Origin of the sequence: Hyunsoonleella ulvae, assembly GCF_016827605.1 — a bacterium.
Classification (GTDB): Bacteria; Bacteroidota; Bacteroidia; order Flavobacteriales; family Flavobacteriaceae; genus Jejuia; species Jejuia ulvae.
Genome location: NZ_JAEPJQ010000001.1, coordinates 1,274,442 through 1,296,182, shown reverse-complemented (window position 1 = coordinate 1,296,182; position 21,741 = coordinate 1,274,442). Strand labels below are relative to the sequence as shown.

The window sequence follows — 21,741 nt, the reverse complement described above, 5'->3', positions numbered from 1 at the left end:
CGCGCCAAAAGCAGAGGATGGGACTAATACAGGCAATGGATCTTTAAATCTAGCCGGCAGGAAAGTTCACCCATCCTTATCTTTTGGAAAATTAATATAAAATCATTTTACAAACCTAAGAGCCGACAGGCAGGCTTTCACTACTCAATACCTAACGTAATTTATCTGCCAGAGTTATTCTCAAATTCATACTATCAAAACATTTGGAAAAATAAAGGCATAAAAAAAGCACTTTTATTAGGAACAAAGTGCTTTTTTGAATAACTCATCATTAAAATTTTTCTTTTTCATAAATAAAATTAATAAGAGTTATCTGCAACGGGCTTAACACTATTCTATAATTCACATATACAACAATTGAAACGCCTAATGCTTTATGTAAATGGGATTTGGAATCTAAAAAATTTTCTTTTTCACGGCAAAATTTTACCCACTTTAATGTTAAGATGCAGAAAAAATAAAAAGGTTGCGTGTCTAACAGAAAAAAACTTTTCTCACTTAAAAAAAACAACCATTAAAGCTCCTCTATTTGTGTTGAAAACTATTATTGTAACATCTAGAAAGTTATAGTATTTTAGCATGAATAATTTTACATCACAGAAGATAATGAGCAGCGAAAAAGAAGCAAAATTAAAAGCATTAAAATTAACATTAGACAAACTAGATAAAGCTTACGGCAAGGGCACCGTAATGAAAATGAGCGATGCCGCAGTGGTAGATGTAGATGCTATCCCATCAGGATCTTTAGGGTTAGATATTGCCCTAGGTGTAGGAGGTTACCCCCGTGGCCGAGTTATAGAAATTTATGGCCCAGAATCCTCTGGTAAAACTACATTGACACTTCATGCCATTGCAGAAGCACAAAAAGCAGGAGGAATAGCAGCGTTTATAGATGCAGAACATGCCTTTGATAGGTTTTATGCTGAAAAATTAGGTGTGGATATTGATAACCTCATCATTTCCCAACCAGATAATGGAGAACAGGCTCTAGAAATTGCCGACAATTTAATTCGCTCTGGTGCCATTGATATTGTTGTGGTAGACTCTGTGGCAGCTTTAACTCCTAAAAGTGAAATTGAGGGAGAGATGGGAGATTCTAAAATGGGCTTACATGCACGTTTAATGTCTCAAGCTTTAAGAAAACTAACCGCTTCAATTAGCAAAACAAACTGTACTGTAATTTTCATTAACCAGTTGCGTGAAAAGATTGGAGTTATGTTTGGTAATCCTGAAACTACAACAGGTGGTAATGCTTTAAAATTTTACGCTTCTGTACGAATAGATATTCGCAGATCCACTCAAATTAAAGACAGCAATGGAGACGTTTTAGGAAATAAAACCCGAGTTAAAGTTGTAAAAAATAAAGTTGCTCCGCCATTTAGAATGTGTGAGTTTGATATCATGTATGGCGAAGGGGTATCTAAAGTTGGCGAAATATTAGATGTTGCTGTAGAGCATAACATTATTAAGAAAAGTGGTTCGTGGTTTAGCTATGGCGAAACCAAACTAGGTCAAGGAAGAGATGCTGTAAAAGCTATTATAAAAGATAATCCAGAGCTATTTGAAGAACTGGAAGATAAAATTAAAGAAGTTATCAAAGGCGAATAAGATTCCTTATATAATAATTAAAAAATCCCGCCAATGCGGGATTTTTTACTTTTACACGCAACCATTTATTGTATTTTGCATCTTAAAATAAAATTTAAGTATAACCCAAATTGAAATTGTTGTGAAATACGCCTTGATAATCAAGACGAATTACATCTGACGATTAGTAGAATAAACAATTTGCAGATGAAAAAGTTTTTAATTTTAAGCTGTCTGGTAACACTGTTATTTTCGTGTAGTTTAGATGATGACAGCACAAATTTTAGTGTAGAAATACTTCCTATTGAAAGTGTAGATATTCCAGATGAATTTACATTAGGAGAAGTATACCCTATAACAGTAACCTACGAAAGACCATCAAATTGCCATGCTTTTAGGGAGTTTTATTATGCAAGGCATAACAACGAAAGAACAGTTGCGGTAGTGAATACAGTATTCGAGCAGAATACCTGTGAAGATTTAACAGATGAAACTCTTACAGCTACTTTTAATTTTCAAGTTACCAGTAATGGTTCTTATATTTTTAAATTTTGGCAGGGTAAAGACGATAATGATGAGGATATATTTCTAGAAATAGAAGTCCCAGTAACCAATTAAACTAAGTGTAAACTAATTTTTGTGTCATTTGAGTTTAAACCAACTCATAGAAAAATGTAAAAACAATGATACTAAAGCGCAAGGGGAACTATATAAGCTCTTTTCGGGCAAGTTATTTTCTACATGCCTAAAGTATTCGCGTAATTACGCAGAAGCACAAGACAATTTACAAGATGCATTTTTAACCATTTTTAATAAAATAGAACAATATAAACACAAAGGCTCTTTTGAAGGTTGGTTAAAGCGAGTTACAGTAAATACTGTATTGCAACGCTATCGTAGCGAAAAAGTTTTTGATATTATAAATGAAAATATAACCGAAGACGTAGAAGTTGAAGTTGACGAGGATGAGATCTCTGTTGATTATCTTCTACAAATTATACAAGATTTACCCGACAGGTACAGATTGGTGTTCAACCTTTATGCACTTGATGGGTATTCTCATAAAGATATAGCAGAAATGCTAGAGATTACTGTAGGGACCTCAAAATCTAACCTAGCGAGAGCAAGGCAAATTTTGAAGCAAACTATAGAACAACATAACAAAAAGCAAAACCTACAATCCTTATAATGGGAGATAAAAAACATATAGACAGGTTATACCAGGAGCGCTTTAAAGATTTTGAAGTGCAACCTGATGCTGCTGTTTGGGACAATATAGAAGCCAAGCTTAACGAAAAAAAGAAAAAGCAAAGAGTTATTCCTATTTGGTGGCGTTACGCTGGTATCGCTGCACTTTTAGCTTTAACACTTACTGTAGGCGTATCTTTATTTAATGCTAACGAAACAGGAGAAGCACCATCACAAATAGTTGATACAAAACAAACAGATGTAGAAAATACGATTGCTAAAGATAAGAGTAACATCTCTGTTGAAAATGAAAATAATACTGTCGCAGTAGATAAAACTAATGCTGAAATAGATAATACCTTAAAAACCACAAATGAAAATAATACACAACCTGTGGTTAATCGTGCAAAGGAGGCATACAATATGGTAATTCCTAAAAAACAAGCATCATCGTCGGTTGCCAATACTAATACAGCCAACAAAGTCATTAAAAAACCTAGTGAGATATCTTCAAATGACGCTAACCCAGCTATCATTACTTATAAAGATCATATCACTAAAACCGAGATTGCACGTCAAAACGATACTAAAGCAGAAACATCAAGAAAAGAAAATATAGTAGACCCAAACAAAAATATTATAAAAGATAGCCCAATTACTCAACAAAACAATACTGTCGCTTTAGACAATACCCTTAAAAATGATAAAACTACAGCTTCTAAAAAAGAAAATGAAGTTGCTAAGGTTGCTGAAGATAATACCAAAGACAAAAAGCAATCCATTGAAGATGCTATTCAACAAAACCAATCGCTTCTAGAAGAAGAAAAGAACACCGAAGTTGCATTAAATAAGTGGAGTATAGCTCCAAATGTAGCACCCGTATATTTTAGTAGTTTAGGAAAAGGATCATCTATAGGTGCCCAGTTCAATGAAAACTCTAAAAGTGGCGAAGTAAATATGAGTTACGGTCTCAACGCTAGCTATGCTATAAATAAACGGCTTACTGTACGCTCTGGTATTAACCGTGTAAACTTAGGTTATAATACTAATGACGTTGTAGTTTTTAGTACTGTAAATGCTAGTGCCAGTACCCAAACATTACGCACAATAAGTGGTACTGTTACCAACAATACAGCAGGAACATCAGCTATTAGTGCGGGAGATAATGTTGCTATAATGAGTGCTAATACATTTAAATCGAATAACATTACGCCTTTTGAGGCTACTAATACTAGCATCAATCAGTCGTTTGGTTTTATTGAGGTGCCCTTGGAGTTACAATATACCATCTCCAATAAGCGCTTAGGTTTAAATGTTATTGGAGGATTTAGCTCTTTGTTTCTAAACAATTACGAATCGGCTTCTGTAATAGAAGGACAACGTACGCTATTACAAGAAAACGACACTAATATTAACAACACCAGTTATAGTGCCAACTTTGGTTTAGGTGTAAATTATAAAATATCAGAAAAGATTAATTTGAACCTTGAACCCATGTTCAAATATCAAATTAATACATTTAGAAATACGTCCGGAGACTTTCAACCCTTTTTTATTGGGGTGTACACTGGATTCGGCATTAAATTTTAGGTTTTTGGTTAGATTGATATCGGATTTCCTTAAGCTCGGAACCGGTATCTAAAAAAACTGCTCTTTCCCCAAGGGCAGTTTTTTACTTATTAAACTCATGTAACTGATTCAAAATAATAGCTCTTGAAGATGTGTTTAAATTTCTCGTAGACTCAATAGTTAGATTATCTGTTGAAATAAACTCATGAATTTTGGCTCGCATTTTTCCTGGGCTTCCACTAAAAAACGTATATGAAAATCGCTTTTTATTATCTGCAAACGTAAGTGGCACTATTGGAATCTTATGATTTATGGCTAGCCTAAACGCCCCATCTTTAAATTCATCTAGAACAATGTCCTCATCGGGCACACCTCCTTCGGGGAATATACAAATGCTCAATCCTTGTTTTAAACGCCTTTGCGCCCTTAAAAACACAGCTTGCCTGCTTTTAGCGGAGCTTCTATCTACCAAAATACATGTACGCTTATAAAAGAAGCCAAATAGTGGAATTTTAGCAAGCTCTTTCTTACCTACAAATACAAACGGATTTTTAACTGCTGTAAGCATCAACATGATATCTGTCATAGAGGTATGGTTGGCAATAAACATATAGCTTTTACCTTTTTCTGGTATTTGCTCGCGTACTATGCTATACTTAAATCCCATACCTATTAAAATAAACTTAGCCCATACCCTAGCTAGCTTAAAGAAAAAAGGATACCATGATTCTTTTAAAATAGAAAGCAATAATATTGGAAATAATATCAAAATTGGTAGTGCCACCAAAATGTAAAACCAAATACGATAAAGCGTCCAGAATATATATTTAAAAACCTTCATTAAAGCCAAAAATAAGCAATTGTATTGAGGTTTTTATGAAATGGATTACCTTTGCCATCGGTTAAAATTTTATTTCTAATAAAAAAGATATCTGCTATCGCAGGTAGTTATTATGGCACGCATACTTACAGGCATACAAAGTACAGGAACACCACATTTAGGTAATATTTTAGGGGCTATTATGCCTGCAATTAAAATGGCCGAAGATCCTAAAAACGATTCGTATCTGTTTATAGCAAATTTGCATACACTAACGCAAATTAAAGACGCTGCAACCTTAAGAGAAAACACCTATTCTACAGCTGCAACTTGGTTGGCGTTTGGGTTGGATATTGAAAAAACAGTGTTTTATAGACAAAGCGATATTCCTCAAGTAACAGAGTTAACCTGGTACTTAAATTGTTTTTTTCCATATAACAGATTAAAACTAGCCCATAGTTTTAAAGATAAAGCTGATAGACTAGAAGATGTGAATGCCGGACTTTTTACATACCCAATGCTAATGGCTGCTGATATATTATTGTATGATTCTGAGATTATTCCTGTGGGGAAAGATCAGGAGCAACATATTGAAATGACCAGAAAAGTGGCTACCTATTTTCATGAGCAAACTGGTGGCGAAACTTTTGTAATGCCTGAGGCCAAAATTCAAGAACATACTATGCTAGTTCCTGGTACTGATGGCGAAAAAATGAGTAAAAGTAGAAACAATACCATCAATATCTTTTTGGCAGACAAGAAGTTACGCAAGCAAATCATGTCTATAAAAACTGACAGTACGCCTCTTGAAGATCCTAAAGATTGGAACACCTGTAACTGTTTTGCCATTTATAGCTTACTAGCTAATGCGTCACAAATAGCAGAAATGAAAGCCAATTATGAAAAAGGAGGCTACGGATACGGGCATGCAAAACAAGCCTTATATGAGTTGATTATTGACAAATTTGCTGAACCACGTGAGCGTTACAACCACTACATGAGTAACCTTGGCGACATAGACAAAGCTTTAGCTATTGGTGCCGAAAAGGCAAGAAAAGTAGCTGATGCAGTTTTGGATAGGGTTCGTGAAAAGGTTGGGTATTAAAATATCTTTTATTGCAACTGAGATAAAACTAAATATTGATTAAAGTATTTACTGAATAAGAGTTAACGTACTTTAGTTAATTCTCCTTTTTTATTTTCAAATCTGTAATCAATTTCCATGAAGCTTATTTTTCCTTTTTTAAGTTTAGTTATCAACTTTGGAGCTGATACAATTCCTTGAAGTATTATAAAACCATTAAAGTTAATTATCTTATACTCGGATTCCCACTCTGATTCTCTTTCTAGGGATTTAACTTTAACAAGCCCGTTTTTTTGATATGTGAATCTGTATTCTTTAACATTCTCAACTGATTCAATTAAAGATTCTTTTTGCAATGCAGAAGTAAATTTTTTCAAATCAATTTTATTCGATTCTACATCTAATTTAACATAAGGTAATATATACCCATTAAAGTGTATTGTCAAAGAGTCATTAGAATATATAGTTAAAACTTCTTTTTCATTAAGTCTGTAGGTTTTAGTATCCGAAACTTGGAGATTCAAAGTGTCTTTATAAATAAAAATTTTAGTTTCTCCTGTTTCCATATTCACTTTACTTTGTGTCCTTAATCTATAAAACTGGTTTGATTTTGAACTAAATAGAAAACTTTGAATTTTTGCACGCTCTATTAAATTGCCTAAAGAATCATAAACTCCTTTTGTTCTCCATAACTTTTTTTCTTCAATATCTTGTCCAAAACTTATTGTCGAAACCAATACAATTATTAATGCGAATATATTTTTCATATGCTTAGTAAACTTCTTTATTATCATTAATTTTCTCTATCAAAAAAGGAGTATCTGCACTAGATAACTTCAAACAACTTACCAGGTAAAGGTCTTATAACACCCTTTAACTCCATATTCAATAAAGTACTCGACACTTTAAAAATAGGCATATCACAGTTTAATGCGATAAGATCTAATTGTTGTTTTTCGTTTTCCTTTAGGTAGTTATAAATTACTTTTTCTGTAGCATCTAACTCTACAAATAGTTTTTTTTGAACCACTGGTGTTTCTGCATTCTCAAGTTCCCAACCCAAAATATAAGGTACATCTAGTGGTGTTGTCATCATGTGTGCCTTTTGGTGTTTAATCAAGTTGTTGCAGCCAATACTAAATTGGTCTGTGGTCCTTCCGGGCACTGCAAACACATCACGATTATAGGAATGAGCAATATCAGCAGTTACCAAACTCCCGCCTCTTTCGGCAGACTCTATCACAATAGTTGCCTCACTAACCCCTGCGATAATACGGTTTCGCTTTAAAAAATTTTTTCTATCAAACTCAGAAGTGCTCCAAAAATCAGAGAAAAACCCTCCGTTTTTCTCCATATCGGCCATGTATTTCTTGTGAGCCTTAGGATAAATTTGATTGAGCCCGTGTGCCAAACACCCAATGGTTTGCAAATTATGTTTTACAGCCAGTTTATGTGCAGTAATATCTGTACCATAAGCAAAACCAGAGATTATTACTGGGTTATAAGGTTCTAAGGTTTCCACCAATTTTTCGCAAAACCCAATACCCTGCGTTGTGATTTTTCGAGTACCAACAATACTGATGATATGTTGCTGTTCTAAATCGATATGTCCTATTTGAAACAGTAAAATAGGACCATCTATACAATGTTTTAACTTTTCTGGATAATCTCTACTGTTGAAATAGGAAACCTTAATATCGTTCTCTCTTATAAATTCAAGTTCCTTTTCGGCCTCAGATAAATGGTTAGTCCCAAACAATTCGCTTAGTACATATTCGCCAATACCATCAATTTTAAGTAAGTTTTGCTTTTTCTCTTTTAAAACTGCCTCAGCAGAACCACAATGGCCAATAAGTCGTTTTGCAGTAATGTCTCCAACATTTGGTACGTGCTGTAGCGCTAAAGTGTAAAGCAAATCATTTTCAGTCATTTAATACGTATAAATTGCAAATGCAAGAAACGCATTTTTGTATTGTTAATAAATAGTTAAGTCAAAAATTTTACAAAAACCATATTTTTTTAAATTTGCTTTATGCAACTAGAAACCTTTATTAGCGATTTATTATATAGATATGAATGTGTGATTGTACCTGACTTTGGGGCGTTTTTAACTGAGCGTCAATCTGCTACTATAAATGAGGATACACATTCGTTCTACCCTCCTAGAAAAATAATTGCTTTTAACGAACAAATTCAAAACAATGATGGATTGTTAGCACGTTACATTGCTGACGTTGAAAAAATACCTTTTGAAGTTGCTGTAAAAAAGATAAAAAAACGTGTAAAAATCTTAAAGTCTTACCTAACGCAAGGCGAAACCATCACGTTTAATAATATTGGAGAGATTATTTTTAATACTGAAGGCAAGATAGTTTTTGAACCTTCGTATAACCTAAATTATCTCACAGATGCCTTTGGTTTATCTCAATTTGAATCTGAAGCCGTTACCCGAGAGGTTTACAAAGAAACTGCTGTAGCGATTGAAGAGACTACACCTATTACAATTACTCCTGAAACACGTACAACCAATAATAGAGGCTATCTAAAATATGCTGCTGTAGCACTTATTGCCTTAACCCTTGGGGGTTCTATTGCTTCGAAATATTACGTGGATCAAATTGAGGAACATAATATGTTGGCAGAAGCACAGGCTAAACAAAAGCTTGACAGTACCATACAAAAGGCTACCTTTAGTTTAAATCCGCTTCCTGCAATTACTTTAAACGTAACCAAACAAACTGGTAATTACCATATTGTAGCTGGTGCTTTTAGAATAGAAGACAACTGCAATAAAAAAGTAGCACAATTAAAAGCAGAAGGTTTTGGTGCCAGAAAAATTGGTGTTAACCGCTACGGACTTCATCAAGTAGTGTATGCTAGCTATGAAAGCAGGCTTGAAGCTTTAAAAGCACTTTCAAAGATTAAAAAAACGCATAATAAAGATGCGTGGTTGTTAGTGGATAAGCTAGACTAGTTTAACAGAAAATTACAATTTACATTATCGCTTTAATACGTAACTTTGCAGCATCAAACAAAAAAGATGCAAGCAAAGACTCCTGAACAATCTAAAACTACAATGACTGATATGGTTTTACCTAGTGAAACCAATCCGTTAAATAATTTATTTGGTGGCGAACTTCTAGCACGCATGGATCGCGCTGCAAGTATTGCTGCAAGGCGCCATAGCAGACGTATTGTAGTTACCGCTTCTGTTAACCACGTGGCTTTTAATAGGGCTGTGCCTCTTGGTAGTGTAGTTACTGTTGAAGCTAAAGTTTCTAGAGCTTTTAATACTTCTATGGAAATTTATATTGATGTTTGGATGGAAGATAGAGAATCTGGTGCTAGATCCAAAGCAAATGAAGCTATTTATACCTTTGTAGCAGTTGATGAAACTGGACGTCCTGTGGCAGTACCAGAAGTTACTCCAGAAACCGACTTAGAAAAAGAGCGCTTTAAAGCGGCTTTACGTAGAAAGCAATTGAGCTTATTACTTGCTGGTAAAATAAAACCTAGTGATGCTACTGAGTTAAAGGCTTTATTTGATTAAACCTTTTTAGACCACTAAAGTCTTATAAGTATTAAAGAAACCCAAAATCTTAATGCTATGAGAACTTTTGTTATTTTATTATCTACTATTTGTATGATGAGTTTATCGTCTTGTGCCACAAGAGTGGTAACAAGACCTGCATCTGTAACCATTGTAAAAACACCTCCAAGACATTATAAAATTGTAACCGTAAAAGGGAAACGCTATTATTTTTGGAATGGTAATCATTACCGAAAAACAAGACGTGGTTATGTGGTAACCAGAGTATAAAACAACATTTTCTTTATCCTGCAAGGTCTAAAGTACCTTGTAGGTTACTGTCAGTTCGACATAAATTATTTTTATTGAATTGAAGATAAGTAAGTTATGTCAGTTTGAGCAAAGTCGAAACCTAGTTGAAATAGCATTATTTAGATGCCTTTCCACTGCACAAGGTAACAAGCTACTGTTTTATTGAACTATTAGCTATTTTTCTATAAATTTTATGCGAACTACGTTAAAAAATCTAAAGCCTTGGAAGTCAAATTACATTCTGTAAATCCAACTGGCTGGGTTCTGCGTTTGTGCATCCTTAAATATAGAAAAGCTTAAAACGGTATCGCCCTCTGAATTAGTTGATACTTCGCCAATAATGTCCTTGGTTTTAAGTTTATCGCCTTCCTTAACATATACCTTAGATAAGTTTTTGTAAACCGTAATATAGTTACCATGCTTAATCATTACCATAGGGTTAGAGTTTCTTATGGCCGTAACCCTAATTACGGTACCGTTAAAAACCACACGGGCTTTTGCATTTTTCTCGGTATTAATTAACACACCATTACGTTGCACGGTTAGCGACCTGTCTATCAAAGAAGGTTGCTTGCCATAGCGCGCCTTTACAAAACCTTTTTCTACGGGCCATGGTAGTTTGCCTTTATTAGATACAAAATTACTGGCTAGCACTTTTTCTTCGGCTGTTAAGGCAAAACTACTGCTGTTATTTGATGTCGTTTTGTTTTTATTGGATTTAGCTATTTCTGCTCTAACAATACGCTGTATTTCCCTATCTATTCTTGCAGCTTCCCGTTGCTTGACTTTTATTTGTGAGGTATATTTGCTTAAATCTTTTTGTATAGAAGCCATGATAGAGCGATGTTGCGCACGTTCTTTTTCTAATATGCTTTGCGTCTTTTTATTTTCGGCTATTAGTTTTTGTTTTTCTTCTTTTTGAACTTGTAAATCTTTATTTATCTGCTGTAATTGAGCTGTTTTCGCCTTAATAGTTTCGCCTTGTTCTTTTTGATGACTTGTATATTGTTTCATATACTGCAACCTTTTGTAGGCTTGCTTAAAATCGTTTGAAGACAATAGGAACATTATACGGCTTTGCTGATTTCGGCTCTTATATGATTTTACAATCATAGCCGCATAGTCTTCTTTTAGCAATTTTAATTCATCTCGCAGGTTATCAATTTGTTTTAGATTATTATTGATTTCCCGCGTTAACAAATTGGCTTGCTGATTGGTAACTTTAATAAGATTCTTTAAAACACTAATTTTATAATTAAAATCTTCTATTAGAGAGAGTTGAGACTTCTCTTTCGATCTGTTTTCTGCTCGTAGAGCATTAATATTTTGTATTTCCCGCCGCAGTTCCTGCCTACGCGTTTCTAGTTGTTTTTGTTTAGGGCTTTGGGCAAAAACTTGGGTAGACCCAACAAAAACAAGAAGCACAAAACAACTTCTAAGTATGTGGGTTTTAAAATACATTATAGCTCTATTTTTTTGAATCCTGAAGGGATTTTAAACGGAAACCTTAAATCCTCGTTCAATGCTACTGATTTAAACTCTAATTCTGCAATGAGTTCCTCATTACCTTCTACAGCTATTACCTTAACATGTTCTGGTAGTATTTGATTGTCTACCTTCTGGTGTGCCAAATAATCGATTTGCAAATGCCGATGTACAGACATTTGCGATAGTTGCTGTGAGGTCACCTTAAAAAGTGATGGGTCTAAAAGAAAGAATATTTCAAATAACTTACGTTGTTCTTTAGGTTGCAACACATAGTTTTTGTCTTGTACAGATAATGTATATTTATCATTGTTTAAATTGAACAAGGCTTCTCCTAAAATAATATTTTGCACCTTCTCAAAATCTAATGTTGTTCCTAGTAATTGACTAAAATATTGAAAATCGCCCTCAAAATACGTGTTATCTAATTTATTATAGAATGCTACGTTTTGTGGTGTAATTTTAGCTCTTATAATTCCAAAAGGAGCACTCATCCATAACACTTTATCTTTTTCCATACGGTAAATTACTGTATGTGATTGTTTTTTATCGCCTTCAGAATAAGTAATCTTTAATTTCGATTGCAAGGTTCTAAAATCTGGAGTTTGCTTTTTATTTTCTTTTATAAGCTGCCTTGCAGAAAGCTTTAGATTGCTCTCAGTTCCTGTAACAGTTTTTGCTGATTTACAATTTGTAAACCCCACAAAAAATATAACTAAAACTAAAGGTAGGGTATGTTTATATTTCAAAATTTGAGGTTTTATTTAAGATTTTAGGGCATTTGCCTTATCCATAAACGATTTAGCTTTTGCTGTATTGTTTAATTGCGTGTGCGCTTTAGCCATTTCGGTATAAAAATCGGCCTCTATATTATTATCATCTACAATCCAATCCAATCCAGATTCTAAAACATCTATCGCTTCTTTTGACTTTTGCAATGCGTTTAAAGCTATACCGTTAATTAAATAGGGTAAAGGCTGCGCTGGGTATTTTAAAATGGCCGCATCACTTTTGGTTTTGGCAACTTCAAATTGTTTTAAATCTATATGAAGCATAAGTACATTTTTTAATATACCAAAATTGTTATCATCCAATTTTAAGGCTTCTTGGTAATTTTTTAATGCATTTTCCTTATCGCCCTTATTGAGGTAATACAGTCCTAAATCAGCCAAGGTTTTAGCATCTGCGGTACCATCAAGAATGGTAGTGGCCTCTATCAAATCTGTTTCATACTGTGGATTGCGCTTTACAAAATTTACAAAATCTGAAAGCACTTTCATTTTCGCTTCAGGTTTTATATCGTTGCTTTGCACAACAATTTTCATAGATTTAATAGCTTCTTCTGTATTGTTCCTATCCAAATAAAACTTATAGAGTGCCAAATGTACTACTTGGGAATTTGGTTGTATTTTAAGTAATTCTTGTGCAGTTTCAAAAGCTTTTTCCTTAAGTCCTTGTTCACTGTAGCGATAAATTAATGCCAAATAATTAGCTTCATTTTTTGGGTTTTTATCAACTCTTGATTTCAGATTTTTTATCTGTTCCTTGGCCCGTCCTGTAGCCTTGTAAATTCTATTCCTGAGTACATCTCTAGACACAGAAATACCAAATGAAGCATCTAAATCATCCAGAATTTCCAGAGCATCGTCGTACTTTTCCATTTTTACGTAAAGTGTAGCTAAATCCTGCTTATAGTCAGGATGGTATTGCACTAATTGCTGTACGGTTTTAAGGGCTTTTTTTAAATCGTTCTGGCTTACGTAATACCCATAGAGCTCATCTAAATACCACTCGTTATCAGGAGCTTTTTCCACAGCCGTTGTTAACGCTTCTTCTGCAGCACCAAAGTTTTTAAGTTTTATGTAGTTTTTACCTAGCTCAAAATACAGTACAGCGGGCGATTTATCAATGTCAATACATTTTTGTAATGCCTCCACTGCTCTATCATAGTTTTCTACGCCCTTTTGTTTTAAAGCTTCAAAAAAGAGTTCTTGAAACTGGTCTTCTACTATTCCTAAATCGTCATCAGGTGTTTTATTAAAATCTACTTGGGCACAGTTTACTTGTGGAACACATAACATTCCAAAGAAAAAAAGTATGTAGAGCGACTTTTTAATCATATAATTAATCTCTTAGCAAGTTTTCAACAACTTCAGCTTTAGTTATAATTTCTATTTTGCTGCAAGATGATCTCATTAAATCTCGATATTCATCTCCTTCTTTTGGTAAATTACCTCCTGAATTATCAAACATCTCCTTACTAGGCCATTGTGCATATGCGATGTACTCTAAATGTGTTCTTTTATGAAGTCGTGATCCTAAACTACCTTCATATTGGTAAATTAAATTTGTTAAACCTTTCCATCCTTTAATGAATGTATCGACTTGATTTGGTTTCACTACAAACAAATAAAGAACAACGTACATAATAGTAAAGTTCTATTCTAAAACCGAATAATCGCCAATACTAATACTTGTAAACTCGCCATTGTATTTTACGTTATTTCCAATCATGGCATTGTTTAACTTGGCATTTTTTATTGCTGTATTGGTTTGAATTAAACTGTTTTCAATCGTTGAGTTTTCAATAACCGTACCATTCCCTACAGAAACAAATGGTCCAATGGTTGTGTTTTTGAGAACAACATCCTCGCCTACAAAACAAGGTTTGATGATGTTCGAATTTTCTAACTTCGCCGAAGCAGCCACTAACTGCTCTTCGCCATCAGCTTCTAAAAAGCCCAGCATACGTTGGTTAGTCTCTATAGTAATGGTTTTATTTCCGCAGTCCATCCATTCATCAACCGTTCCTGTTTTAAAAATCTTACCATCTGCCATCATACGCTTAATACCATCATTAATTTGGTACTCGCCACCATTCATAACGTTCTCATCTAGTATTTCTTGTAGTTTCCCTTTTAAAACCGCGACATCTTTAAAATAGTAGATCCCTATAACGGCCTGATCGCTTACAAATACTTCTGGCTTTTCAACTAACTCTACAATTTCATTGTTTGTATTTAGCTTCACAACGCCATAAGCTTCTGGGTTCTCTACCTGTTTTGTCCAAATCACACTATCTGCCTCTGGGTCTAAATCAAACTCTGCTCTAATTAACGTGTCTGCATATGCAATTACAGCTGGCCCTGATAATGATGGCTTGGCACACATAATGGCATGCCCTGTACCTAAAGGTTTATCTTGACGGTAAATAGACGCTTTTGCACCTAAACTTTTAGCTAAATCTTCTAAACTTGACACTACATCATCGCCAAACCATGCAGGATCTCCAAGTACAAAGGCGATTTCGTCTATAGGTTGTTTTAATACCTTAGCTATATCTTTTACCAAACGGTGTACTATAGGTTGGCCAGCAACTGGTATTAATGGTTTTGGTACGGTTAAACTATGCGGACGTAATCGAGAACCTCGACCTGCCATTGGGACTATTATTTTCATACACATGCCCGCGAAAGCGGGTATCTTTTTTTAGGTTAAACATTATTCCCGCGAAAGCAGGATTATCATTATTTATTTTCGTAATGTATTGTAATTAAAATTCCAATTAACACTTAAATCTATCCAATTTGGATTCATATCTTCTATCAAATCAATCTTCCAATCTCTTTTCCACTTTTTGAACTGCCTTTCTCTTTTTACAGCCTCTTCTCCATTTTCAAACTCTTCAAAATAAATTAATTTATCGCAATTATATTTTGCCGTAAACGATTTAGGAAATACCTTTAATTTATGTTCCTTGACTCTTTCTTCAATTTCATTCGTTATACCTATGTAAATAGTTCCGTTCGACTTATTTGCCATTACATAAACATACCATAACTTCATTTCTATCGATTCAGAGATTCCTGCTTTCGCAGGAATATTTATTTTGTTCCAGTACTCCCAAAGCCACCTGCACCTCTTTCTGTTGAAGATAATTCTTCTACTTCTTCCCATTCAGCACGCTCATGCTTAGCTACAACTAATTGTGCAATACGCTCCCCATTATTAATGGTAAAATCTTCATTGGATAGATTTACAAGAATTACGCCTATCTCTCCTCTGTAATCCGCATCTATGGTTCCGGGGGCATTTAACACTGTAATTCCCTTTTTAGCCGCTAAACCACTTCTTGGACGTACTTGTGCCTCTAAACCTACTGGAAGCTCTATAAATAGGCCTGTACCCACTATACTGCGTTCTAAAGGCTTTAAAACTCTAGGTTCTGATATATTAGCTCGTAAATCCATTCCTGCTGATGCTATAGTTTCATAATGTGGTAAATCGTGATTGGATGTATTAATGATTTTTATTTTCATATTATTTTTTAAGTAATTGTTTTAGTTCGTTCTTCTCTGAAAAATAAACGATTCCCAAAAATACAACTAACATAGAAATTCCAACAACATAATTGGATCTAAATTGGTAGAAATAAACCACTGATGACACTACTGAAACTACTAAATATAATCCTATTTTCTTGATATTATAGGGAATAGGGTAATATTTTCTACCAAAATAATACGATAATAAAACCATTGTGCCATAAGCAGCCAAAGTTGCAATTGCAGATCCTTTATAGCTAATAATTGGAATTAACCATATGTTTAATGCTAAAGTAATTATGGCGCCAACTACAGAAATATAGGCTCCAAATTTTGTGCGGTCAGTGATTTTGTACCATACTGAAAGGTTGTGATAAATGCCTAAACAAAAACTGGCAATAAGAATAATTGGCACAATCCACATCGCCTCCCAAAAATCTTCATCCCTGATGATAATAACTTTTAAAATATCAGAAAACACTACGACAGTTAACAAAATTACTGAGCCAAAAATCACAAAGTATTCTAAAATTCGGGCATAGTTCTTTTGTGGATTTTTCGCTTTTGCATGACTAAAAAAATAAGGTTCTATACCTAAACGAAATGCAGTAGCAAACAAAGTCATGAATAAAGCCAATTTATAACATGCCGAAAACATTCCAACTTCATTTTCTGGGCTTGCTGCTGTAGACAAACTGCTTTCTAACAAAATACGATTAAAAGTTTCTATTGTAGTATATGCTAATCCTGCTATTAGAACTGGGAATGCATAACGCAACATACTTTTCCACAGTCTTGAGTCAAATATATATTTGACTTTCACGTAGAAAGATAACATTAAGATAAGTGTAAGTCCACTAGCAATTAGGTTGGCTATAAGTACATAGCTTATTTCAAAATTTGTTTTATAAATTGCACCAAATATGCCATTTTGTTCTGCTAGATCTGCTAGCATAAGAAAGAAAAATAGGTTGAAACCAATATTAACAGCAACATTAGTAATTTTTATAACTGCATACTTCAATGGTTTTGCCTTAGCTCTTAGCCATGCAAAAGGAATGATTACCAATGCATCAAGAAATAAAATCCAGATGACGAAACTAATATGATGGGCTTCTACATCTATTGCATTAGCTATTTGATGTTTAAACAGTAATGCCAAGATAAATATCGTCAGAGATGTTAAAATTATGGATAGCGTGGCTGTTCCAACTACCTTGTCTTGATTATCTTCTTTATTAAAAAAGCGGAAAAAAGCAGTCTCCATTCCATAAGCCAGAACTACATTAAAAATGGCAAACCATGAAAAAATAACTGAAACCTTTCCATAAACTCCAACAGCCATTACTTGTGTATAAAGTGGCGTAAGTAAAAAAGTAAGCATTCTGGGTAGCACTGTTGCTAAACCATAAATAAAAGTTTGCTTAAAAAGAGATTTGAATGCGCTCAAAAATATAGTTTTTGATATGCCTAAAAATAGGGTTTTTAAAACAAAAAAACCCAACTCGTTAAAGTTAGGTTTTCATTATACTGTAATGAGATACTGAAACAAGTTCAGGATGACAAAATTCAGTTTCTAGTTATTCAAAGCTTCTGCTCCACCTACAATTTCTAAGATTTCGTTGGTAATAGCTGCCTGACGTGCTTTGTTGTACGTTAATTTTAATTGATCTCTTAACTCTGTTGCATTATCTGTCGCTTTGTGCATCGCTGTCATACGTGCACCGTGCTCTGAGGCAAAAGAATCCCTTATACCTTTAAACAACTGTGTTTTTAATGACTTTGGGATTAATTCTTCAACGATTTCTTCTTTTGAAGGTTCGAAGATATAATCAGCATTGGTATTAGCATTACCTTCAACAGGCACAATTGGTAAAAACTGCTCTGCCATTACGATTTGTGTGGCAGCATTTTTAAACTTGTTGTACACAATCTCAATCTTATCAAACTCTCCAGCAACAAATCTATCCATTAAATCCTGAGCAATGGCTGCAACGTTTTCAAAAGTCAAGTCATCGAATACTTCACTATGGTTTTCGATAACTTTATTTGTCTTTTTAAATGCATCATTGGCCTTTTTTCCAATCGCTACATAAGATACCTCTTGGTTAGCATAAGTTTCAGATGTTAACCTACTAACTTCTTTTATAATATTAGAGTTAAATGCTCCTGCTAAACCTCTATTTGAAGTAATTGCAACAATAAGTACCTTATTTACATCTCGCTGTTCAGAAAACTGACTTCCAGAATCGGCATCTAGGGTAGCACTTAGGCTCTGCAATAATTCTGTTAATTTATCTGCATAAGGTCGCATTGCAGTAATAGCATCCTGTGCCTTCTTCAATTTAGCTGCAGATACCATTTTCATTGCACTGGTAATCTGCATCGTTGAAGATACCGATGATATTCTGTTACGTATTTCTTTTAGATTTGCCATATTTCAAATTATGAATTATGAATTATGAATTATGAATTTTTGATAATTGACACTAACAGTCGAATCAAAACCTCACAATCTTCTCTTAATTTTGAAGGAACTTCATAAATACTAGTTTCTTCTATAACGTCTAACCAAAAAGATGTTTCGTCAGCTTCCTTAAGAGCTATTCCTAATTTATTTTTAAAATCTTTTGTACTAACACCACGTTGAGATTCTCTCACATTAGCACCAATACTGGTACCTGACTTTAGTAACTGATTTGCTATTTCAAAAAAACGTTTTTCTTTGAGTTCTTCAGCATAATTAACAATATCACAAGCAAAATAAAAACTTTTATCTACTATGGCATTGCCACTTTTCTGATAACTCATAATTCTTAATCCTGAATTCAGGATTAGTACTTACTCGATAAATCTTTCGCTACAGCAGTCAAAGTATCAATAACCTCATCAGTTAATTTACCAGACTTTAATGTATCTAATGTATCTCTATGTTTAGCATTTAAGAACTCGATAAAATCTCTTTCAAATTCTTTTACTTTTTCTACAGGAACGTCTCTTAATAAGTTTTTAGACCCTGCGTAAATGATTGCAATTTGATCTTCAACAGTAAACGGATCGTTTTGTGCTTGCTTTAAAATCTCCACATTACGCTTCCCTTTTTCAATTACATTTAATGTAGCTGCATCAAGGTCTGATCCAAACTTAGCAAACGCTTCTAATTCACGGAACTGTGCTTGGTCTAGCTTTAAAGTTCCTGCTACTTTTTTCATGGATTTAATCTGAGCGTTACCACCTACACGAGATACCGAGATACCTACGTTAATTGCTGGACGTACACCAGAGTTAAATAAATCCGACTCCAAGAAAATCTGTCCGTCGGTAATCGAAATTACGTTTGTTGGGATATATGCAGATACGTCTCCTGCTTGTGTTTCAATAATTGGTAACGCGGTTAATGAACCTCCACCTTTTACAATTGGCTTTAAGCTATCTGGAAGATCATTCATTTCTTTAGCAATACTATCATCATTAATCACTTTTGCAGAACGCTCTAATAACCTTGAGTGTAGATAGAAAACATCTCCAGGATACGCCTCACGTCCTGGTGGACGACGTAATAATAAAGATACCTCACGGTATGCTACTGCTTGCTTAGATAAATCATCATAAATAATTAACGCTGGACGACCAGTATCTCTAAAGTACTCTCCAATCGCAGCTCCTGCCATTGGTGCATATACCTGCATTGGCGCAGGATCTGATGCGTTTGCCGCAACGATAGTAGTATAAGCTAAAGCTCCTTTATCTTCTAAAGTTTTAGCAATGTTTGCTACGGTAGATGCTTTTTGCCCTACAGCAACATATATACAGTATACAGGCTCTCCTGCATCATAAAATTCTTTTTGATTTAAGATGGTATCAATACACACGGTAGTTTTACCAGTCTGACGGTCTCCAATAACCAATTCACGCTGACCTCTCCCTACAGGAATCATAGCATCGATAGACTTAATACCTGTTTGTAATGGCTCAGTTACTGGCTCTCTGTAAATAACCCCAGGCGCCTTACGCTCTAACGGCATTTGATAGGTATCTCCTGCTATAGCTCCTTTACCATCTATTGGATTACCTAAAGTGTCTACCACACGACCAACAATACCTTCACCAACATTAATAGAAGCAATTTTACCTGTACGCTTCACAGTAGAACCTTCTCTAACGCCTGAAGAACCTCCTAGTAATACAATACCAACATTGTCTTCCTCAAGGTTAAGTACAATACCTTCTAATCCACCATCAAATTCTACTAATTCTCCGTATTGTGCGTTAGATAATCCATAGGCACGAACAATACCGTCTCCTACAGTAAGTACTGTTCCTACTTCATTTAACGAAGCTGAGGCTTCAAAACCTTCTAATTGCTTTTTTAAGATTGCTGATACTTCAGCTGGTTTTACTTCTGCCATCTTTTTTAGATATTAGACGTTAGACGTTAGGTGTTACACACCTACTCTAACCATTTATTAATTTAATATTAATTCTCTTTTTAACTTGTTTAATTTGTTGGAGATACTTGCATCAAATTGCTTATCTCCAACCCTTAAGATGAAACCACCAAGAATACTCTCATCTACTATACTTTCTAACTTTACTGTTTTACTAGTAAGTGTTTTTACCTTTGCTAAAACCTTTTCTTCTAAGTCTTTTGTTAAAGGAACAGCAGTAGTTACCTGCGCTATTTCTTTACCTTGGTGTTCGTCAAATAATACACTATATTTTTCCGCAACAGCTGGTAAAATATCGATTCTTTTATTTATTATTAATAGATCGAATAAACCACTGGTAAGGTTACTTAACTTTGGGAATATCGCCAAAAGTGCTGCCTTTTTAACATCTGTTTTTATAACAGAATTGCTTAGCACATTGGCTAACTCTTCATTTTCAGAAATAGTATTCGCAATAGCTTTCATATCATCGTTAACTTTATCAGCTTTCTTTTCAGAAAGTGCCAAACTTAATAACGCTTTTGCGTAACGAATTGCTGCTCTTGTTCCTGCCATAATCCTATTCTAAATCCTTTCTAAGAGGAGGACTTCTTTAGTTTATTGTTAGTTTAAAGTTGCATTGCCCAATAGTGACTCTACAAGCTTTTCTTGCTTTCCTTTATTTGAAAGTTCGTCTTTTACTACTTTTTCAGCGATATCTATTGATAAGTTAGCTACTTGAGATTTTAAATCTGCAATAGCTGCTTTTCTTTCTGCCTCGATAGATGCTTGCGCTTGTGCTACTAGTTTTCCAGCCTCTTCTTGAGCTTCAGTTTTAGCATCTTCAATCATTTTAGTCTTCATCTCACGTGCTTCCTTCAACATGGCTTCACGCTCAGCTCTTGCTTCTTTTAAAAGCTTTTCGTTATCTGCTTGAAGATTAGCCATCTCTGCTTTTGCATTTTCGGCAGCCTTTAAAGCATCTTCTATTCCACTTTCTCTCTTTTCTACTGCATCAAGAATAGGTTTCCAAGCAAACTTTCTTAAAAGTAAAACTAACCCAATAAACAAAACTAATTGCCAAAAGAATAATCCTATTGAAAACTCATTAATTAACTTATCCATTTATATCTGTACTTTTAATAAATATTAATTTTTAAAAAAACAGCTTTAACCAACCGTTAAAGCTGTTTTTAATTTTTAAGCCGCAAATAATGCAGCAAATCCAATACCTTCAATAAGTGCTGCTGCAATAAGCATAGCAGTTTGGATTTTCCCAGAAGCTTCTGGTTGACGAGCAATGGCATCCATAGCCTGTCCACCGATTTTACCGATACCTAAACCAGCACCAATAACAATTAAACCAGCTCCTACAATGTTTGGAATAGTCATAATATATGTATTAAAAATTAAAC

25 protein-coding genes are annotated in these 21,741 nt (G+C 34.3%); 8 read left to right on the top strand and 17 right to left on the bottom strand.

The annotated features are described in order from the left end of the window. The first annotated feature begins 606 nt into the window (after window positions 1-606). The 4 genes from recA (at window position 607) to JS605_RS05790 (ending at window position 4,365) form a co-directional block, all read left to right on the top strand. Window positions 607-1,608: a recombinase RecA gene (recA, locus tag JS605_RS05805; protein ID WP_203256697.1), complete on the top strand. Its 1,002-nt coding sequence runs from the start codon at window positions 607-609 to the stop codon at window positions 1,606-1,608. A gap of 186 nt (window positions 1,609-1,794) precedes the next feature. Continuing rightward, window positions 1,795-2,205 (top strand): hypothetical protein, encoded by a 411-nt coding sequence (locus tag JS605_RS05800; RefSeq protein WP_203256696.1) that lies wholly within the window; start codon window positions 1,795-1,797, stop codon window positions 2,203-2,205. A 28-nt stretch (window positions 2,206-2,233) separates the two neighbouring features. Beyond that, the gene (locus JS605_RS05795) at window positions 2,234-2,776 is read left to right on the top strand and encodes an RNA polymerase sigma factor (protein WP_203256695.1); all 543 of its coding nucleotides are present in this window, start codon (window positions 2,234-2,236) and stop codon (window positions 2,774-2,776) included. Continuing rightward, complete coding sequence (locus JS605_RS05790) at window positions 2,776-4,365, top strand: hypothetical protein (protein ID WP_203256694.1); 1,590 nt, start codon at window positions 2,776-2,778, stop codon at window positions 4,363-4,365. Before JS605_RS05795 ends, JS605_RS05790 begins: the two co-directional genes overlap by 1 nt. A gap of 82 nt (window positions 4,366-4,447) precedes the next feature. Here the strand turns inward: JS605_RS05790 and JS605_RS05785 are convergent, their stop codons facing one another. Further along, the gene (locus JS605_RS05785; protein WP_203256693.1) at window positions 4,448-5,185 is read right to left on the bottom strand and encodes a lysophospholipid acyltransferase family protein; all 738 of its coding nucleotides are present in this window, start codon (window positions 5,183-5,185) and stop codon (window positions 4,448-4,450) included. A gap of 112 nt (window positions 5,186-5,297) precedes the next feature. On the opposite strand from JS605_RS05785, the gene trpS reads away from it, so the two are divergent. After that, window positions 5,298-6,269 carry a tryptophan--tRNA ligase gene (gene trpS / locus JS605_RS05780; RefSeq protein WP_203256692.1) on the top strand — a complete coding sequence of 324 codons (972 nt, stop codon included), beginning with the start codon at window positions 5,298-5,300 and terminating at the stop codon, window positions 6,267-6,269. A 62-nt stretch (window positions 6,270-6,331) separates the two neighbouring features. Here the strand turns inward: trpS and JS605_RS05775 are convergent, their stop codons facing one another. Both JS605_RS05775 and dprA read right to left on the bottom strand, forming a co-directional pair. Further along, a complete protein-coding gene (locus tag JS605_RS05775) occupies window positions 6,332-7,015 on the bottom strand; it encodes a hypothetical protein (RefSeq protein WP_203256691.1) in 684 nt (227 codons plus the stop codon). Window positions 7,016-7,074: 59 nt separating this feature from the next. Next, on the bottom strand, window positions 7,075-8,178 hold the full coding sequence (dprA, locus tag JS605_RS05770; protein WP_203256690.1) for a DNA-processing protein DprA: 1,104 nt from the start codon (window positions 8,176-8,178) through the stop codon (window positions 7,075-7,077). A 102-nt stretch (window positions 8,179-8,280) separates the two neighbouring features. Here dprA and JS605_RS05765 point away from each other — a divergent pair, with 102 nt between their 5' ends. From JS605_RS05765 to JS605_RS05755, 3 genes are all read left to right on the top strand, one after another. Beyond that, window positions 8,281-9,222 (top strand): HU domain-containing protein, encoded by a 942-nt coding sequence (locus tag JS605_RS05765; protein ID WP_203256689.1) that lies wholly within the window; start codon window positions 8,281-8,283, stop codon window positions 9,220-9,222. A 66-nt stretch (window positions 9,223-9,288) separates the two neighbouring features. Continuing rightward, window positions 9,289-9,798, top strand: coding sequence for an acyl-CoA thioesterase (locus JS605_RS05760; RefSeq protein WP_203256688.1), 510 nt, complete (start codon window positions 9,289-9,291; stop codon window positions 9,796-9,798). A gap of 57 nt (window positions 9,799-9,855) precedes the next feature. Next, window positions 9,856-10,068, top strand: coding sequence for a DUF6515 family protein (locus JS605_RS05755; RefSeq protein WP_203256759.1), 213 nt, complete (start codon window positions 9,856-9,858; stop codon window positions 10,066-10,068). Between the two features lie 255 nt (window positions 10,069-10,323). Here JS605_RS05755 and JS605_RS05750 read toward each other — a convergent pair whose 3' ends face one another. From JS605_RS05750 to atpE, 14 genes are all read right to left on the bottom strand, one after another. After that, window positions 10,324-11,550: a murein hydrolase activator EnvC family protein gene (locus JS605_RS05750; RefSeq protein WP_203256687.1), complete on the bottom strand. Its 1,227-nt coding sequence runs from the start codon at window positions 11,548-11,550 to the stop codon at window positions 10,324-10,326. Then, window positions 11,550-12,323, bottom strand: a complete 774-nt coding sequence (locus JS605_RS05745; protein ID WP_203256686.1) for a DUF4292 domain-containing protein — start codon at window positions 12,321-12,323, stop codon at window positions 11,550-11,552. The genes JS605_RS05750 and JS605_RS05745 overlap by 1 nt, the downstream gene beginning before the upstream one ends. A gap of 15 nt (window positions 12,324-12,338) precedes the next feature. Further along, complete coding sequence (locus tag JS605_RS05740) at window positions 12,339-13,694, bottom strand: tetratricopeptide repeat protein (protein WP_203256685.1); 1,356 nt, start codon at window positions 13,692-13,694, stop codon at window positions 12,339-12,341. A gap of 4 nt (window positions 13,695-13,698) precedes the next feature. Beyond that, entirely contained in the window at window positions 13,699-14,001 is a 303-nt protein-coding gene (locus JS605_RS05735) for a PX domain-containing protein (RefSeq protein WP_203256684.1), read from the bottom strand. A gap of 12 nt (window positions 14,002-14,013) precedes the next feature. Beyond that, window positions 14,014-15,033: a sugar phosphate nucleotidyltransferase gene (locus tag JS605_RS05730; protein ID WP_203256683.1), complete on the bottom strand. Its 1,020-nt coding sequence runs from the start codon at window positions 15,031-15,033 to the stop codon at window positions 14,014-14,016. 72 nt (window positions 15,034-15,105) lie between these two features. After that, entirely contained in the window at window positions 15,106-15,420 is a 315-nt protein-coding gene (locus JS605_RS05725) for a GIY-YIG nuclease family protein (RefSeq protein WP_239000262.1), read from the bottom strand. 38 nt (window positions 15,421-15,458) lie between these two features. Then, window positions 15,459-15,893: a dUTP diphosphatase gene (gene dut / locus JS605_RS05720; protein WP_203256682.1), complete on the bottom strand. Its 435-nt coding sequence runs from the start codon at window positions 15,891-15,893 to the stop codon at window positions 15,459-15,461. A gap of 1 nt (window position 15,894) precedes the next feature. Then, window positions 15,895-17,349, bottom strand: a complete 1,455-nt coding sequence (locus tag JS605_RS05715) for a lipopolysaccharide biosynthesis protein (protein ID WP_203256681.1) — start codon at window positions 17,347-17,349, stop codon at window positions 15,895-15,897. Between the two features lie 126 nt (window positions 17,350-17,475). Continuing rightward, entirely contained in the window at window positions 17,476-18,336 is an 861-nt protein-coding gene (atpG, locus tag JS605_RS05710; RefSeq protein WP_203256680.1) for an ATP synthase F1 subunit gamma, read from the bottom strand. Between the two features lie 29 nt (window positions 18,337-18,365). Further along, window positions 18,366-18,710: a four helix bundle protein gene (locus JS605_RS05705; protein ID WP_203256679.1), complete on the bottom strand. Its 345-nt coding sequence runs from the start codon at window positions 18,708-18,710 to the stop codon at window positions 18,366-18,368. Window positions 18,711-18,733: 23 nt separating this feature from the next. Beyond that, window positions 18,734-20,308, bottom strand: a complete 1,575-nt coding sequence (gene atpA / locus JS605_RS05700) for a F0F1 ATP synthase subunit alpha (protein ID WP_203256678.1) — start codon at window positions 20,306-20,308, stop codon at window positions 18,734-18,736. 57 nt (window positions 20,309-20,365) lie between these two features. Next, the gene (gene atpH / locus JS605_RS05695) at window positions 20,366-20,902 is read right to left on the bottom strand and encodes an ATP synthase F1 subunit delta (protein ID WP_203256677.1); all 537 of its coding nucleotides are present in this window, start codon (window positions 20,900-20,902) and stop codon (window positions 20,366-20,368) included. Between the two features lie 48 nt (window positions 20,903-20,950). Further along, complete coding sequence (locus JS605_RS05690) at window positions 20,951-21,451, bottom strand: F0F1 ATP synthase subunit B (RefSeq protein WP_203256676.1); 501 nt, start codon at window positions 21,449-21,451, stop codon at window positions 20,951-20,953. Window positions 21,452-21,526: 75 nt separating this feature from the next. Continuing rightward, entirely contained in the window at window positions 21,527-21,718 is a 192-nt protein-coding gene (gene atpE, locus JS605_RS05685; protein WP_203256675.1) for an ATP synthase F0 subunit C, read from the bottom strand. Between the last annotated feature and the right edge of the window lie 23 nt (window positions 21,719-21,741).